Source organism: Novosphingobium sp. ZN18A2 (assembly GCF_036784765.1).
Taxonomy (GTDB): domain Bacteria; phylum Pseudomonadota; class Alphaproteobacteria; order Sphingomonadales; family Sphingomonadaceae; genus Novosphingobium.
Map to the genome: position 1 here is coordinate 363855 of NZ_CP136651.1, position 14175 is coordinate 378029.

16 protein-coding genes are annotated in these 14175 nt (G+C 65.6%); 13 read left to right on the forward strand and 3 right to left on the reverse strand.

Features of this window, described 5'->3' with window-relative positions; all coding sequences use genetic code 11:
* Positions 1-4 precede the first annotated feature (4 nt).
* Positions 5-220: a DUF1192 domain-containing protein gene (locus RXV95_RS01860; protein ID WP_338467327.1), complete on the reverse strand. Its 216-nt coding sequence runs from the start codon at positions 218-220 to the stop codon at positions 5-7.
* A gap of 111 nt (positions 221-331) precedes the next feature.
* On the opposite strand from RXV95_RS01860, the gene RXV95_RS01865 reads away from it, so the two are divergent.
* From RXV95_RS01865 to RXV95_RS01880, 4 genes are all read left to right on the forward strand, one after another.
* Positions 332-1330 carry an NAD(P)H-quinone oxidoreductase gene (locus tag RXV95_RS01865; RefSeq protein ID WP_338467328.1) on the forward strand — a complete coding sequence of 333 codons (999 nt, stop codon included), beginning with the start codon at positions 332-334 and terminating at the stop codon, positions 1328-1330.
* A 66-nt stretch (positions 1331-1396) separates the two neighbouring features.
* A complete protein-coding gene (locus RXV95_RS01870) occupies positions 1397-2017 on the forward strand; it encodes a glutathione S-transferase family protein (protein ID WP_338467329.1) in 621 nt (206 codons plus the stop codon).
* Positions 2018-2405: 388 nt separating this feature from the next.
* On the forward strand, positions 2406-3239 hold the full coding sequence (locus RXV95_RS01875; RefSeq protein WP_338467330.1) for a methyltransferase domain-containing protein: 834 nt from the start codon (positions 2406-2408) through the stop codon (positions 3237-3239).
* 165 nt (positions 3240-3404) lie between these two features.
* Positions 3405-4115 (forward strand): DUF1013 domain-containing protein, encoded by a 711-nt coding sequence (locus tag RXV95_RS01880; protein ID WP_338467331.1) that lies wholly within the window; start codon positions 3405-3407, stop codon positions 4113-4115.
* Between the two features lie 177 nt (positions 4116-4292).
* Here RXV95_RS01880 and RXV95_RS01885 read toward each other — a convergent pair whose 3' ends face one another.
* Together RXV95_RS01885 and RXV95_RS01890 are read right to left on the reverse strand one after the other, a co-directional pair.
* Positions 4293-4712 carry a polymer-forming cytoskeletal protein gene (locus RXV95_RS01885; RefSeq protein WP_338467332.1) on the reverse strand — a complete coding sequence of 140 codons (420 nt, stop codon included), beginning with the start codon at positions 4710-4712 and terminating at the stop codon, positions 4293-4295.
* Positions 4713-4716: 4 nt separating this feature from the next.
* Positions 4717-5892, reverse strand: coding sequence for a M23 family metallopeptidase (locus RXV95_RS01890; protein ID WP_338467333.1), 1176 nt, complete (start codon positions 5890-5892; stop codon positions 4717-4719).
* 335 nt (positions 5893-6227) lie between these two features.
* On the opposite strand from RXV95_RS01890, the gene RXV95_RS01895 reads away from it, so the two are divergent.
* The 9 genes from RXV95_RS01895 (at position 6228) to RXV95_RS01935 (ending at position 14032) form a co-directional block, all read left to right on the forward strand.
* Positions 6228-7451: a glutamate-5-semialdehyde dehydrogenase gene (locus tag RXV95_RS01895; RefSeq protein ID WP_338468613.1), complete on the forward strand. Its 1224-nt coding sequence runs from the start codon at positions 6228-6230 to the stop codon at positions 7449-7451.
* An 80-nt stretch (positions 7452-7531) separates the two neighbouring features.
* Positions 7532-8590 (forward strand): aldo/keto reductase, encoded by a 1059-nt coding sequence (locus RXV95_RS01900; protein WP_338467334.1) that lies wholly within the window; start codon positions 7532-7534, stop codon positions 8588-8590.
* A gap of 10 nt (positions 8591-8600) precedes the next feature.
* Positions 8601-9254 (forward strand): nicotinate-nucleotide adenylyltransferase, encoded by a 654-nt coding sequence (locus RXV95_RS01905; RefSeq protein WP_338467335.1) that lies wholly within the window; start codon positions 8601-8603, stop codon positions 9252-9254.
* 112 nt (positions 9255-9366) lie between these two features.
* Positions 9367-9759: a ribosome silencing factor gene (gene rsfS / locus RXV95_RS01910; protein WP_338467336.1), complete on the forward strand. Its 393-nt coding sequence runs from the start codon at positions 9367-9369 to the stop codon at positions 9757-9759.
* A 122-nt stretch (positions 9760-9881) separates the two neighbouring features.
* On the forward strand, positions 9882-10310 hold the full coding sequence (locus RXV95_RS01915; protein WP_338467337.1) for a 23S rRNA (pseudouridine(1915)-N(3))-methyltransferase RlmH: 429 nt from the start codon (positions 9882-9884) through the stop codon (positions 10308-10310).
* Between the two features lie 10 nt (positions 10311-10320).
* Entirely contained in the window at positions 10321-11520 is a 1200-nt protein-coding gene (locus RXV95_RS01920) for a peptidoglycan DD-metalloendopeptidase family protein (RefSeq protein WP_338467339.1), read from the forward strand.
* 120 nt (positions 11521-11640) lie between these two features.
* Positions 11641-12972 (forward strand): S41 family peptidase, encoded by a 1332-nt coding sequence (locus RXV95_RS01925; protein ID WP_338467340.1) that lies wholly within the window; start codon positions 11641-11643, stop codon positions 12970-12972.
* Positions 12973-12978: 6 nt separating this feature from the next.
* Positions 12979-13464 carry a disulfide bond formation protein B gene (locus RXV95_RS01930; RefSeq protein ID WP_338467341.1) on the forward strand — a complete coding sequence of 162 codons (486 nt, stop codon included), beginning with the start codon at positions 12979-12981 and terminating at the stop codon, positions 13462-13464.
* Between the two features lie 52 nt (positions 13465-13516).
* Positions 13517-14032, forward strand: a complete 516-nt coding sequence (locus RXV95_RS01935) for a demethoxyubiquinone hydroxylase family protein (protein ID WP_338467342.1) — start codon at positions 13517-13519, stop codon at positions 14030-14032.
* The last annotated feature ends 143 nt before the right edge of the window (positions 14033-14175 follow it).

The window sequence follows — 14175 nt, forward strand, 5'->3', positions numbered from 1 at the left end:
GTCATCAGGCGTTTCCGCCGGGAGGCGGCGTTCGGAACAAGGCTTCCGCGGCCACGCGGTGCGCGGCGGCCTTGTCGCGATGCGCGTTAATGCGTGCGATCTCTGTTTCCAGAAGGTCGATACGGTCGCCCAGCTCGTCCTGCGAATACGTGTCGAGCGGTTCGCCCGCCAGAAGGTGGGCGGCATCGGAGCGTGTGCGGGGGCGATCGTCGTCGTCCATTGCAACGCACAATCTTGAGCGAGAGAGCCTTGCTGTCAACCGGCCTGATGGCTAGGGCGTCGCCGGTGTGTCCTTCAGGGCACAGCGGGGGCGGAAAACAGGGACGGACAGATGACCACACTTCCCGATGAAATGACCGTTGTTGGCATCGATCAGCCCGGCGGTCCCGAAGCCTTGCAGCCGGCGCGCGCGCCGGTTCCCCGGCCGGGCGCGGGCGAAGTGCTGGTGAAAGTCGCCTTCGCGGGCGTCAACCGCCCGGATGTGGCGCAACGGCGCGGGATGTATCCGCCGCCGCCGGGTGCTTCGCCAATTCCGGGGCTGGAGATTTCGGGGCAGGTCGTGGCGCTGGGCGACGGGGTGACGAACCTGCTCCCCGGCCAGAAGGTATGCGCGCTGGTAACGGGCGGCGGCTATGCCGAATATTGCCTTGCCAAGGCCGCGCATTGTCTGCCGGTACCCGGCAGTCTTCCGCTGGACGCGGCGGCGGCGATGCCCGAAACGCTGTTCACGGTGTGGCACAACGTGTTCCAGCGCGGCTATGTACGCGAAGGCGAAACGATCCTGGTGCATGGCGGCACCAGCGGAATCGGGTCCATGGCGATCCTGCTGGGCAAGCTGTTCGGCGTGACCGTGATCGTAACCTGCGGCGGGGCGGACAAGGTTGCGAAGGCGCTGGAGATCGGCGCCGCCCACGCCATCGACTACAAGGCGCAGGACTTCGTGGAAGAGGTTGCGCGGATCACCGGCGGCAAGGGGGTAAACCTTGTGCTCGACATGGTGGGCGGCGACTATGTTCCGCGCAACATGAACTGTCTTGCCGAAGACGGCCGCCACGTGACCATCGCGGTGCAGGGTGGCCCCAAGGCCGAAATCAGCCTCGTGCAAGTCATGCTGCGCCGCCTTACGCTGACCGGATCGACACTGCGTGCGCGGTCGGACGAATTCAAGGCGCTGCTTGCGCAGGAAATCCACGAAACGGTCTGGCCACTGGTGGAAGACGGCAAGCTGCGGCCGGTGATGGATCGCACATTCGCGCTGGCGGACGCGGCGCAGGCGCACGAACGGATGGAGCAGGGCGGCCACATCGGCAAGATCGTGCTAAAGGCATGATCGGCGTCATGGGCTGGTGAGGCAAACGTCAGATTCGGGCCACTGGGCCGAGGCGGAGAGGATGCAATGGACAAGCTGACGCTTCACGAAGACCCCCGCAGCGGCAATTGCTACAAGATCAGGCTCACCGCCGCATTGCTGGGCCTGCCGGTAGAACGGGTGGAATACGATATCCTGAAAGGCGATACGCGCACGCCGGCCTTCCTGGCGAACGTCAACGCCAACGGGCGCATTCCGGTGTTGCAGATCGGCAAGCGTTTCCTGCCCGAAAGCAATGCGGCCTGCTGGTTCCTGGCGAAGGGAAGCGAGCTTGTTCCCGCGGACCGGTTTGCCGAAGCGGACATGCTGCGCTGGATGTTCTTCGAACAGTACAATCACGAACCCAACATCGCGACGCTGCGGTTCTGGCTGCATTTCGTGGGCCGCGCGAACCTGACCGAAGCGCAGGATGCGCAGGTGGAGGCGAAGTGGCTGGCGGGTTGCGCCGCGCTGCGCCTGATGGACGAACAGTTCGCCAGGCGCGACTGGCTGGTGGGCAAGAGCCTGACGCTCGCCGACATTGCGCTGTTTGCCTACACCCATGTCGCCGAAGACGGCGGCGCCTTTCACCTGGACGATTTTCCCCACGTTAAGGCATGGATCGAAAGGGTTCGGGCGGTGCCGGGATTCGTGCCCATGACGTCCTAGGCGGCGTGGACAAATTCCGCGTGGATCACGGTTGCCGCCAGATTGGCGCAGGATAGGCGCGAAGGCGCGGGAAGAGCGGGTCTCTTTCAAGCCTGAGCAACGACGCCAGCGCCAATCTGGCGGCAACCCCTGCGGGGCCGGGCCAAAAACCGCCATTTCGGCGTCGGCTTAGCTGGAAATATCGGCATATTCCTGCGCTTCGCCTCCTTGAACTGGCGGTTTTTGACTCCGGCCGTGACCGCGCGGAATTTGCCCACGCCGCCTAGGCACTGGCGGTGCTGCAAAAATCCGGGCAAGGTAAATTTCCCGGTCGTTTCAAAAGCGTGCCGGGTTCCATCGATGGCCGCAAATTGAGCGATACGACATGCACCTGGACAGCCGCCGATAAATGATCCGGGGCTTTCTTCGAACGATTGCGAAAGGGCTGACCGAAGCCGGTGCCGCTGCGCAGTCCCTCTTCGGTGATCGGACGCTTGCAAGGCCGTTGAAGCGCGATCGCTTTGTTGCCGGCATCAACCGCGACTCGTGTCTGGAGATCGGCCCGTTCGACAATCCGGTTCTGCGGGGTGAACGCGTTCGCTATTTCGACATACTCGACCGGGAGGCTCTTGTGATCCGGGCCGGGCAACATGCCCGGTCGTTTTCAGGCGTGCCGGAGATTCACTATGTATCGCCCACGGGCGATCTGCGGATCGTCGATCGCAGGTTCGATTGCATATTGAGTTCGCACGTCATCGAACACCAGCCCGACCTGGTGCGCCACCTGCAGGACGTAGGCAACCTTTTGGCGGACGGCGGCGCCTACTATGCAATCGTACCGGACAAGCGATATTGCTTCGATCGGTTCAATGCCCTGACTGAGATCGGGGATGTGCTGGATGCGCATATCGACCGGCGCCGCGTTCACACTCCCTCCGCGGTGCGGGATCATCTAGAAAATGTCACGCATAACAATGCCTTGAGGCATTGGCTGGGACATCATGGAATGCCCGCAATAGAGAAGAATTCCGGAATCCGGGCAGCCGCGCAACTGGCGTGCGGGCGTGCCGCCCGGGGCGAATATGTCGACGTTCACGCCTGGATGTTCACACCCGGCTCCTTCGTCGAAATAGTGACCGAACTGAACCGCAGGGGGCTGACGCCACTCGTCCCCGAATTCGTCTCCGACACGCGTTTCGGCAGTCAGGAATTTTATGCGAGGTTGACGAAAGCGGCCGCCTAGACAGCGCCGCGCCCCGCCGCTTGAATATCCGCGCGCGAAACGGTGCAATTGCCGTCGAATGCCATCGCCTCTTGCTGTTCGGGGCCGATAGGCCTACATCGTCGGAGTGTCCGGCCGCTCCGCAAGGGGCGGCCCTTATTGTATCCGCATTCGGAGTAACCGCCCGTGAGCAACCAGCCCACGTATCCGCTGATGCCGCACGCGACCGCGTCGTGGCTCGTCGACAACACCGCGCTCACGTTTGAGCAGATCGCGGAATTCTGCGGCCTGCACGTGCTTGAGGTCCAGGCCATGGCCGATGACCTGGCGGGTGCGAAATACACCGGCCGCGATCCGGTGCATTCCGGCGAACTGACGCAGGAAGAGATTGAACGCGGCCAGGCCAATGCCGATTACAAGCTGAAGATGCAGAAGGCGCCGCTTTCTGTCAGCCGCACCAAGGGGCCGCGCTATACGCCGGTTTCAAAGCGACAGGACAAGCCCGACGGTATCGCCTGGATCCTGCGCAACCACCCGGAAATCACCGATGCGCAGATCGGCAAGCTGATCGGCACCACGCGCACCACCATCGCCGCGATCCGCGACCGCACGCACTGGAACATCTCCAACATCAACCCGAAAGACCCGGTTACGCTGGGCCTTTGCTCACAGCGTGAGCTTGATGCGATCGTGGCGAAGGCCGCGAAGAAGGCCGGCGTCGTCGACGAGGAAGAGCTCGCGCCCGACCAGCGCCTTGGCAGCGACCGCGAGGCGCTGATCGAGGAGCTGCGGGCAGAGCGCGAAGCCGCCGCCAAGGCTGCTTCCGAAGCCGCGCAGGAAGCAGAGGCGCAGGCATGGCTCGAAGCGCGCCGCCGCGAGGGCGTTTCGGACAGCTGATCCGCCAGTTGTCCGCACAACCGGTCATCCGTGCAAACGGATACGAGGAAGGCCGCCGCTCCGGATAAGGAACGGCGGCCTTCCTTGCGTATGGGGGGGCGCGTGCCTTTCGCCTTCTGCCTCACCGTTCGCCGGGCGGGGCGATCCGGTGGCCTGGCCCGATCAGCTGGCCCCCGATCAGCTGGCCAACGTCAGGTGCGCGCCGCCTTCGCCGTCGTCCGCGTCGGAAGCGGTATCGGTCGACGCGGCCGGAGCGGCGGCGTTGCCACGCGGCGCGAACTTGCCGTTCACTTCCGCACCCTGTTCGATCGTCAGCGCGTCATAGGAAACATCGCCCGTGATGCGTGCGGATTTCAGGATCACCAGTTCCGCCACGTCGATCGATCCGTGAACGTGGCCGGCAAGGCGCGCGCTCTGCGCCCTGATCGCGCCTTCGACATGGCTCTGTTCGCCCTGGACGAGCGAGGCGCACGCGATGTCGCCCTCTATCCGGCCGTCGATGTGCAGGTCGGCACTGGCGCTGACATTGCCGGTGACGGCAAGGTCCGCACCGAAAACCGAGAAGGTGGGATTGGCGCTGTTGCGGGGAGCTGCCATGGAACTAGCCGTTGCTGCCTGCCGCGCTGCCGGCGCTGGCTTCTTCTGAAACACTGCTGCTTGCCTCCAGGAAGGGACGCGGGTTGACCGGACGGTCGTGAATCCGGACTTCGAAATGCAGGTGCGGGCCGGTGGAGCGGCCGGTGCTGCCGATCTTGCCGATCTCGGCGCCCGCCTTCACCATCTCGCCGACATGGGCCTCTACCCGCGACATGTGGCCATAGCGCGTTTTCAGCCCGTTGCCGTGGTCGATTTCAACGCAGTTGCCATAGCCCGAACGCGGACCGGCCCAGACGACCTTGCCTTCGGCCGCGGCGAAGATCGGCGATCCGGTCGGTCCCGGAAAGTCGATGCCGGGGTGGAACGATGCCGCGCCGGTGAACGGGTCGCGCCGATAGCCGAAGCTGCTGGAAATGGCGGCGAGGTTCGACGGCAGCGTGTTGGGAATGCCGGCCAGCCCCTGTTCCAGCGCATCCATCTTCGCAAGGCTGGCGCCCAGGCGCGCGAAGCGCGGGTCAACCTGGCCGTTGGCGCCGGTGGTAAGCAGCTCAAGCGGGCCGCCCTTCGCGGCATCGGACTGTTCCGATGCAAGGATCAGCGACGGGTTCAGCCCAACGCGGCGGATCGCCGTTTCCGCCTTTTCGGAACGCTGGTCCGCATAGGCGGTCAGCCGTTCGACGAAGGCGATCTGGCGCGCTTCCATGCGGGCCAGCGGCGCGGCTTCGGGCATGACCATGCTGATCTTCTTCAGCGCGCTTGCATCGGCGGCATCCGATCCGTCGGCCTGAGCAGGAGCGGAAGGAAGATCGCCGATTGCGCCTTCAACCGTCTTTTCGATAAAGTCCTGCCGGCGCTGCAGGTCGGCTTCCACGCCCGAAAGGTCCTTGCGGTATTTCTGCACGCGGTTTTCAGAGCGGGCGACAGCGGCTTCACGCGCGTTGAGGACCGATTTCTGGCGCAGTGCCATCGCCTGCTGGACAAGCGCGAACCCCATGATCGCGACCCAGACGAGCAGCGCGACAGCGACCAGCGCCGCGGCGGCAACCTGCAAGCGCGAAGATACGCGGATGAAACGAACCTGACCCTGCGAACGCATGAAAAATTCGCGTTCCGGGAACCAGCTCCGCAAGCGGGCGAAAAGCCCGTCTTGTGTAGCGGTATGCAAGATGTACGACCCCAATCCCGTCTTTGGACATCGGTTGCCTAGCGACGGGGGGTTAACGGGTCGAATCGTCAGGTGCGGACTCGGGGTGAACTGTGCGACTCCCCCGATGAATCGTTTACACTCGTGTAAAAAAGCGAAATCGCCGGGAACGAATCTGTCGCGCTCGCGCTCGCGCGCATCGACGGGAATGGTCGAAATACCCCCTTTCCCGAAAAGCCTGCATCCCAAGGCTGGCTGACAGGCGTGCGCGGCGGTGCTACGGCGCTTGCGCTATGGCCACGAACGCGCAGATATCCGATGCTCCCGCGACCCGGGCGGGCGCTGAATCGCCCACCGGGCTGATCGAACGCATGGCGCGCGAAGGGCGCGCCGCGCAGCGCGTTCTGGCAACGATGCCGGACGAAACGAAAGCGCAGGCGCTGCGCCTTGCGGCCGGTCGTTTGCGCGCGGATGCCGAAATTGTGCTCGCGGCCAACGCGCTGGACGTGGCGGCGGGCGAAAAGGCGGGGCTTTCCGGCGCGATGCTCGATCGGCTGCGGCTGGACGAGGCGCGCCTTTCCGCCATCGCCGACGCGGTGGAGCAGGTGGCGTCGCTGCCGGATCCGGTGGGGCAGGTGATCGATCGGTCCACCCCGTCCAACGGGCTGGAGCTCAGCCGGGTGCGTGTGCCCATCGGGCTGATCGGCATCATCTATGAAAGCCGTCCGAACGTGACGGCGGATGCGGCGGCGCTTTGCGTGCGTGCCGGCAACGCGGCGATCCTGCGCGGGGGAAGCGAGGCGGTAAACTCCAACCGTGCGATCCACGCCGCGCTGGCCGCCGGGCTGGAAGAGGGCGGCGTGCCGCGCCAGACGGTGCAACTGGTCCCCACGCAAGACCGCGCGGCGGTGGGCGCGATGCTGGCGGCGGCGGGGTTGATCGACATGATCGTGCCGCGCGGCGGCAAGAGCCTTGTCGCTCGGGTGCAGGCCGATGCGCGGGTGCCGGTGCTGGCCCACCTTGACGGCATCGTCCACATTTTCGCCCATCACGCGGCCGATCCGGCAAAGGCAGCCGCCGTCGTGCTTAACGCCAAGATGCGGCGAACCGGCATCTGCGGCGCGATGGAAACGCTGCTGATCGATGCGACCTATCCCGATCCGCACGGCTTGGTTACGCCGTTGCTGGACGTCGGGTGCGAAGTGCGCGGTGACAGGCGCGCGCAGGCGATCGACCCGCGCATCCTGCCCGCCAGTGCGGAAGACTGGGACACCGAATACCTCGACGCGATCCTTTCGGTTGCCGTTGTCGACGGGCTGGACGCCGCGCTGGAACACGTCGAGCTGCATTCTTCCGGCCATACCGACGCGATCCTTACCGAAGACGCGCAGGTGGCCGCCCGCTTCCTGTCGGAAGTGGATTCGGCCATCGTCATGCACAACGCGTCCACCCAGTTCGCCGATGGCGGCGAGTTCGGCCTTGGCGCGGAAATCGGCATCGCCACCGGGCGGCTGCATGCGCGCGGTCCGGTCGCGCTGGAAGGGCTGACGACGTACAAGTGGCTCGCAAGGGGAACGGGGCAAACCCGCGCCTGACCGGCCGCGACGGTTGATCGCGGCGCGCAAGGCCCCACATCGGGGCGCGTCGTTCCTCCTCCGGCAAAAAGGATTCCACCATGCGTTACAACCGCTTCGGCAACACCGGCCTTTTCGTTTCCGAACTGTGCCTTGGCACGATGACATTCGGCGGCGCGGGGTTCTGGACGGCGATCGCCGACGTCGACCAGGAAGGCTCGACCGCGCTGGTCAAGGCCGCGCTCGACGCCGGAATCAACTTCATCGATACGGCGAACGTCTATTCCAACGGCCTGTCTGAACAGATCACCGGGCAGGCGCTGAAGGATCTTGGCGTCAAGCGGTCCGACGTGGTGATCGCGACCAAGGCGATGGGACCGATGGGCGAGGGCGTGAACGATCGCGGCGTTTCGCGCTATCACCTGATGCACCAGATCGACGCCAGCCTTGACCGGCTGGGGCTGGATCACGTGGACCTTTACCAGATCCATGGCTGGGACCCGGCAACGCCGATGGACGAATCGCTGCGCGCGCTTGACGATATCGTGCGGTCGGGCCGTGCGCGCTATATCGGCGTTTCGAACTGGGCGGCGTGGCAGATCGTGAAGGCGCTGGGCGTTTCGGAACGGCGCGGTTTCGAAAAGTTCGCGTCGCTCCAGGCCTATTACTCGCTCGCTGGCCGCGATCTCGAGCGCGAGATCGTGCCGATGCTCGAATCCGAAGGGTTGGGCCTGATGGTGTGGAGCCCGCTGGCCGGCGGCTTCCTTTCGGGCAAGTACACCCGCGATGGCGAGGCGGGCGGCAAGAACGACCAGGGACGCCGTTCGAATTTCGATTTCCCGCCGGTAAACAAGGACAAGGGCTTTGATGTGATCGACGCGATGCGCGAGGTTGCCGAAACGCGCGGCTGCACCGTCGCGCAAGTCGCGCTGGCGTGGCTGTTGGAAAAGCCCGCGGTGTCATCGGTGATCATCGGCGCCAAGCGGCAGGACCAGCTGGCCGACAACCTTGGCGCGGTGGACGTGGAGCTTTCTGCCGACGACATGGCCAAGCTGGACAAGGCGAGCGCGCTGGCAAGCGAATATCCTGGCTGGATGCTCGAACGCCAGGGCACATATCGCCAGGGCGGGAAGGCCGGGGACAAGCCCGGAAATTCGTGACGGAACGCGGATGAAACGCAGGGGGCCGATAACCGGGTTGCTGGGCGGCAGCTTCAACCCGGCGCATGGCGGGCACCGGAGGATCAGCCTTTTCGCCATCCGCGCGCTGCGCCTTGATGAAGTTTGGTGGCTGGTTTCGCCGGGCAATCCGCTGAAGGCGAGCGAGGGCATGGCCCCGCTCGCCGCGCGGCTGGCCTCTGCGCGCGAGCAGGCCCGCGGCGCGCCGATCCGCGCCACGGCGATAGAGGCGCGGCTGGGCACGCGCTTTACCGCCGATACGCTGAAGGCGCTGCAACGCCGCTATCCGAAGCGGCGCTTCGTGTGGCTGATGGGGGCGGACAACCTTGCCCAGTTCCACCTCTGGAAGGACTGGAAAACCATCGCGCGCACCATGCCGATTGCGGTTATCGCGCGTCCGGGTTATGATGCGGCTGCGATGGCGAGCCCCGCCATGGCCTGGCTGCGCCGCTGGCGCCGGCGGCCGGAACAGTTAGTGAATGGCGCAAGATGGAGCGCTCCGGCGCTGGTGTTGCTGCGTTTCGATCCCGATCCGCGATCGGCCACCGCTTTGAGGAAAGCCGATCCCCAATGGCACCGCCGACACGCGGGCAAACGCTTACGCGATCCGCTCACCCATTTCATGGTACGGGAAGGGCAGCCCTGATACGGCGTCCCGCCTTGACGTATGCGCCGCCCCGCAGGGGGGCCGGGCGCGTGCAATGGCAATCCCGATCATATTCGTTCCCCAAAGGCCGAAAGGAGCCGATTTTCAACAGATGACACGCGCGCAACCCGTGCCGGCCAAGGCCGGCGCCGCCGCTTCGGGAGGAATACAGCCTCTCTACGACCTCGTGATGCAGTCGCTTGACGACGACCAGGCACAAGAGGTCGTGTCCATCCCGCTCGAAGGCAAAAGCTCTGTCGCCGATCACATGATCGTCGCTTCGGGCCGATCCACGCGCCAGGTCGCGTCGATGGCCCAGAAACTTGCCGAACGCATCAAGCAGGCAGGATACGGCAGCCCCCGGATAGAGGGCCTGCCCGCCGCCGACTGGGTGCTGATCGATGCCGGAGACGTGGTGGTCCACCTGTTCCGCCCCGAAGTGCGCAGCTTCTATAACCTGGAAAGGATGTGGGCCTTCGGCGACGCGTCGCCCGCAGCGGCGTGATCGTTCCGCCGGTGTGGCCGGGCTGACAGTTTTGTCGGGTGCGCCTTCGACCTCCGTCGAAGGCTTGCGGCGCCGCACGACACGCAAGATGTCTTGCGATCCACAGGGATTCCGCGACGATCATGGCCACGCTTCTTCACATCATCGCGCGCGGGAAAATCGGGCGGTCGCCCGAGGCAGAACTGGTGGAGCGTTACGCAAAGCGCATCGCCTGGCCGTTCAGGGTGACCGAACTGCCAGACAGCGGCGGCACCATGCCCGCGCCGCTTACCCCTTTCCGCACCGTCGCGCTGGATGAACGGGGCACGCAGATGGCATCGATGCAGTTCGCGAAAAAACTGGAACGCTGGCGCGATGACGGCATTCGCGAAGTGCGCTTCCTGATCGGCGCGGCGGACGGGCATTCCGAAGGCGAACGGCAGGAGGCTGATCTGCTGATCGCATTCGGCGCCGCCACCTGGCCGCACATGATGGCCCGCGCGATGCTGGCCGAACAGTTGTGGCGTGCCACCAGCATTATCGCTGGCCATCCCTATCATCGCGAAGGATAAGACCGGCGTAATGACGTCGCGGACCTTGTTCCTTTCGCTTTTCGTTGCGCTGGCCGGCCTGCTCGGCTGGCAGCTAAGCGCCAGCGCGGCCGCACCTTTCGCCAGTTCGCAGGATGCCGCCGCGGCCTTGCGCGATGCGCAGGCCGAGCTTGCGGCCGCGCGCGCGCGCGGCAAGGAATACGATGCGAAGGCGAAATCGGCGCGCGACGCGGTTGAGCGCACGCGCCAGCAGGCGGCGGCTGTCGCCGCGCGCATCCAGCAGTCCGAGGCGGAGATACGCCTGGCGGGCGCGAAGATCGCTGTGCTCGACCGGCAGAGCACGGCGCTGCGCGACAGGCTGGCCGCGAAGCAGCAGCCGGTGGTGCGGCTTACTGGCGCGCTTGAACTGATGGCGCGCCGTCCGCTTGTCTTCAGCCTGCTGCGTCCGGGTTCGCTGCGCGAAACCGTGTATATGCGCGCGGTGCTGGAAACGATGCTGCCCGAAGTGAAGCGGCGCACGCTTTCGCTGCGCGGCGAACTGGAACGCGCGCACGACCTGCGCACCAAGACGGCGCTCGCCCAGGCGGACTTGCGCAAGGGAGAGGCGGGGCTGGCCGCGCGGCGCAAGGAACTGGCCGCGCTGGAAAGCCGCCAGCGCATCGCATCGCGCAGCGCGCAGACGGTTGCCCTGCGCGAAGCGGACCGGGTTACGAACCTGGCCGAACAATCGCGCGATATCAGCGGCTTGATCGGCCAGCTGGACAAGGAAGGCGCGCTGCGCGACCGACTGGCCGCGCTGGCAGGGCCGGTCATGCGCCCGGCCGATCCCGCCAACGCGCCGCCTGTGGATGCCGACGCACCGGCCCCCGCTGCCGCGCCGCAGCGGCCGGACTGGATCATGCCCGTCGCCGGCCGGCTGGTTTCGGGCTTCGGAACGCCGGGTCCGGGCGGCCCCGCGCAAGGCATAACGCTGGCCCCGCAGGGCGGCGCGCAAGTTGTTTCGCCCGCAGCGGGCCGCGTGGCCTTTGCCGGGCCATATCGCGGTTTCGGGCGTATCGTGATCATAGAGCATCCGGGCGGCTGGACTTCGCTGGTCACCGGACTGGGCCGCGTTGTCGCGCAGACGGGCGACGCGGTGGTGCAGGGCGCGCCGCTGGGCAATGCGCTGCCCGGCGGCAACGTGACGGTTGAACTGCGCAAGGATGGAGAGCCGGTGAACCCGGTGGGATAGCCGCCGCCCCGGTCGCCGTCCGGCACCGAAATCGATCATGTGACGAAGGCCATCTGGCGTTAAGCCGTTTGCCGCTATAGATTAGCCGTTATCGAGGAAAATGCCGAGAAAGCCCCGCCGATGAAGTTTATGCCCATTTTGCGCGCCAGCGCCCTTGTCAGCGCGGTCGCGCTTATCCCGGCGTCGACCGCCGGCCTTGCCGCGGTGGACGCAAAGTCCGGCCCGCAGTTCGGCAAGCTGATGGCCGTCTACGAACGCGTGAAGGCCGACTATGTAGAGCCGGTGGACGACAGCAAGCTGGTGAAGGGCGCGATCGACGGGATGCTGGCCGCGCTGGACCCGCATTCCTCCTATCTGGACGCGCGCGATTTCGAAAATCTCAAGACGCAGACGGATGGCGCCTATGGCGGGCTTGGCCTGTCGGTGACGCTTGACGACGGCGCGGTAAAGGTGATCGCGCCGATCAAGGGCAGCCCGGCGGCGCAGGCGGGCATGAAGGCCGGCGACTATATCACCCACCTCGACGGCAAGCTGATCTACGGCGGGTCGCTTGACGATGCGGTTGACCAGATGCGCGGCAAGCCCGGCACCCAGATTCGCCTGACCGTCTATCGTCCCGGCCGCGACGATCCCTTCGATCTTACCCTGACGCGCCAGATCATCGACCTGAAGCCGGTGACGTGGGAAACGAAGGACAACGATATCGGCGTGATCACCGTTTCCAGCTTCAGCGCCGACGTGGGGTCTGACGTTGCCGAAGCGGTGCGCGACCTGAAAACCAAGACGGCCGGCAAGCTGGCGGGCCTGGTCATCGATCTGCGCGAAGACCCGGGCGGGCTGCTGGACGAGGCGGTGACGATGTCCGACCTGTTCCTGGACAAGGGCACGATCGTTTCGCAGCGCGGCCGCCTGCCGCAGGACAACGAAACCTATACCGCGACGCCGGGCGATATCGCGCGCGGCCTGCCGATCATCGTGCTGATAGACGAAGGCACGGCGTCTGCGTCCGAAATCGTTGCCGGCGCATTGCAGGACCACCATCGCGCGCTGATCATGGGTGAACGCAGCTTCGGCAAGGGCAGCGTGCAGACGCTGATCCCGCTCAGCCGCGACACCGCCCTCAAGCTGACGACCGCGCGCTATTACACGCCGTCGGGTCGTTCGGTGCAGGAAGGCGGCATCGATCCCGATGTGACCGTGCCGCAGCTTTCCGATCCGGACCGGCGTGCGCGCGAACTGATGCGCTATCGCGAAAGCGACCTGCGCGGGCACCTGGTCAATGAAAACAAGCTCGACGACAAGGAACTGGAGAAAGACAGGCAGGACGATCCGCGCTTCAAGGTCAGCGCGGAGGAACTGAAGAAGCAGGGCATCAAGGACTTCCAGCTGCACTATGCGCTGCAGACCATAAAGCGCACCACGCCGCAGGCGCTGGCCGCGATGCAGAAGTAAGCCGGGATGAAGCCTTCCCGCAGCCGCGACGCGGCTTACATGCTTGCGCTTGTGGTACCTTTCGCGCTGCTGGGCGGCGCACTGGTTGCGCAGTTCGTGTTCGGTCTTGCGCCGTGCGAGATGTGCTGGTGGCAGCGTTACCCGCACATGGCAGCGATCGTGCTGGCGATCCTGGGCTGGATGGCGCGCAAGGGGCGCGCGGGCGACGCGTTCATCGCGCTGGCCGCCGTTGCAATTGCGATCAGCGGCGCGATCGGCGCGTTTCATGCCGGTGTGGAATATCACTGGTGGGAAGGCGTTACCGCCTGCACCCAGACGGTGCCGGTAAACGGCGATCCGCTTGCGGCAATTTCCGCCGCGCCTCTGATCCGTTGCGACGTGGCGCCCTGGACCCTGTTCGGAATCAGCCTTGCGGGCTATAACTTCCTTGTATCGATGGCCGGTGCGGTGCTGGCGCTGGGGCTGCTCGGCCATGCGCGCAAGGCCCGTTGAACCGGGTCGGCTTGTCCACGCCGCCCAGAATACCCAGGAAGAGGTTTCAGCCATGACCAGTGACAGGACCGACGCGATGCTGCGGGTCGACCAGGCGGGCGAATATGGCGCGACGCGGATCTATGCCGGGCAACTGGCGGTCATGGGGGACCGTGCGCCGCATTCGGCCGAAGTTGCTGCAATGGCCGCGCAAGAGGCCGGACATCGCGAAAAGTTCGACGCACTGATTGCCGAACGCGGCGTTCGGCCCACCGCGTTACAGCCGTTCTGGTCGGTTGCCGGATATGCGCTGGGCGCGGCGACGGCGCTGATCGGCCCGGAGGCGGCGATGGCCTGCACAGCCGCGATCGAGACCGAGATCGACCGTCACTATACCCAGCAACTGGACGAGCTGGGCGATGACGATCCCGAGCTGGGCAGCATGATCGCGCAGTTTCGCGATGACGAGCGCGAGCATCGCGATGCGGCCCTCGCCGCCGGGGCGGAGCGCGCGCCGGCCTATCCCTTGCTGTCGGGCGCGATCCGGCTGGGCTGCCGCTTGGCGATCAGGCTGTCCGAAAAAATCTGATCGCCGGATAGTCGCCTTTCCGTTCATCTTTGACGCGGATCAGGGCGGCGGCTTCATCTATCATTCAAGCCGAGCGCGTCCTATATCGGGCCGGGGCGGCAAAGTCCGCCGCATGGTCGAACAGGTCAAATGGCCGAACCGGC

Bases quoted from the DNA above. Each gene is read 5' to 3' on its own strand.
- RXV95_RS01925 (WP_338467340.1), top strand. From the start codon at position 11,641: ATGAAGTTTATGCCCATTTTGCGCGCCAGCGCCCTTGTCAGCGCGGTC.
- RXV95_RS01905 (WP_338467335.1), top strand. From the start codon at position 8,601: ATGAAACGCAGGGGGCCGATAACCGGGTTGCTGGGCGGCAGCTTCAAC.
- RXV95_RS01875 (WP_338467330.1), top strand. From the start codon at position 2,406: ATGATCCGGGGCTTTCTTCGAACGATTGCGAAAGGGCTGACCGAAGCC.
- RXV95_RS01870 (WP_338467329.1), top strand. From the start codon at position 1,397: ATGGACAAGCTGACGCTTCACGAAGACCCCCGCAGCGGCAATTGCTAC.
- RXV95_RS01900 (WP_338467334.1), top strand. From the start codon at position 7,532: ATGCGTTACAACCGCTTCGGCAACACCGGCCTTTTCGTTTCCGAACTG.
- RXV95_RS01860 (WP_338467327.1), bottom strand. From the start codon at position 220: ATGGACGACGACGATCGCCCCCGCACACGCTCCGATGCCGCCCACCTT.
- RXV95_RS01935 (WP_338467342.1), top strand. From the start codon at position 13,517: ATGACCAGTGACAGGACCGACGCGATGCTGCGGGTCGACCAGGCGGGC.
- RXV95_RS01920 (WP_338467339.1), top strand. From the start codon at position 10,321: ATGACGTCGCGGACCTTGTTCCTTTCGCTTTTCGTTGCGCTGGCCGGC.
- RXV95_RS01915 (WP_338467337.1), top strand. From the start codon at position 9,882: ATGGCCACGCTTCTTCACATCATCGCGCGCGGGAAAATCGGGCGGTCG.
- RXV95_RS01865 (WP_338467328.1), top strand. From the start codon at position 332: ATGACCACACTTCCCGATGAAATGACCGTTGTTGGCATCGATCAGCCC.
- RXV95_RS01885 (WP_338467332.1), bottom strand. From the start codon at position 4,712: ATGGCAGCTCCCCGCAACAGCGCCAATCCCACCTTCTCGGTTTTCGGT.
- rsfS (WP_338467336.1), top strand. From the start codon at position 9,367: ATGACACGCGCGCAACCCGTGCCGGCCAAGGCCGGCGCCGCCGCTTCG.
- RXV95_RS01930 (WP_338467341.1), top strand. From the start codon at position 12,979: ATGAAGCCTTCCCGCAGCCGCGACGCGGCTTACATGCTTGCGCTTGTG.
- RXV95_RS01895 (WP_338468613.1), top strand. From the start codon at position 6,228: ATGGCGCGCGAAGGGCGCGCCGCGCAGCGCGTTCTGGCAACGATGCCG.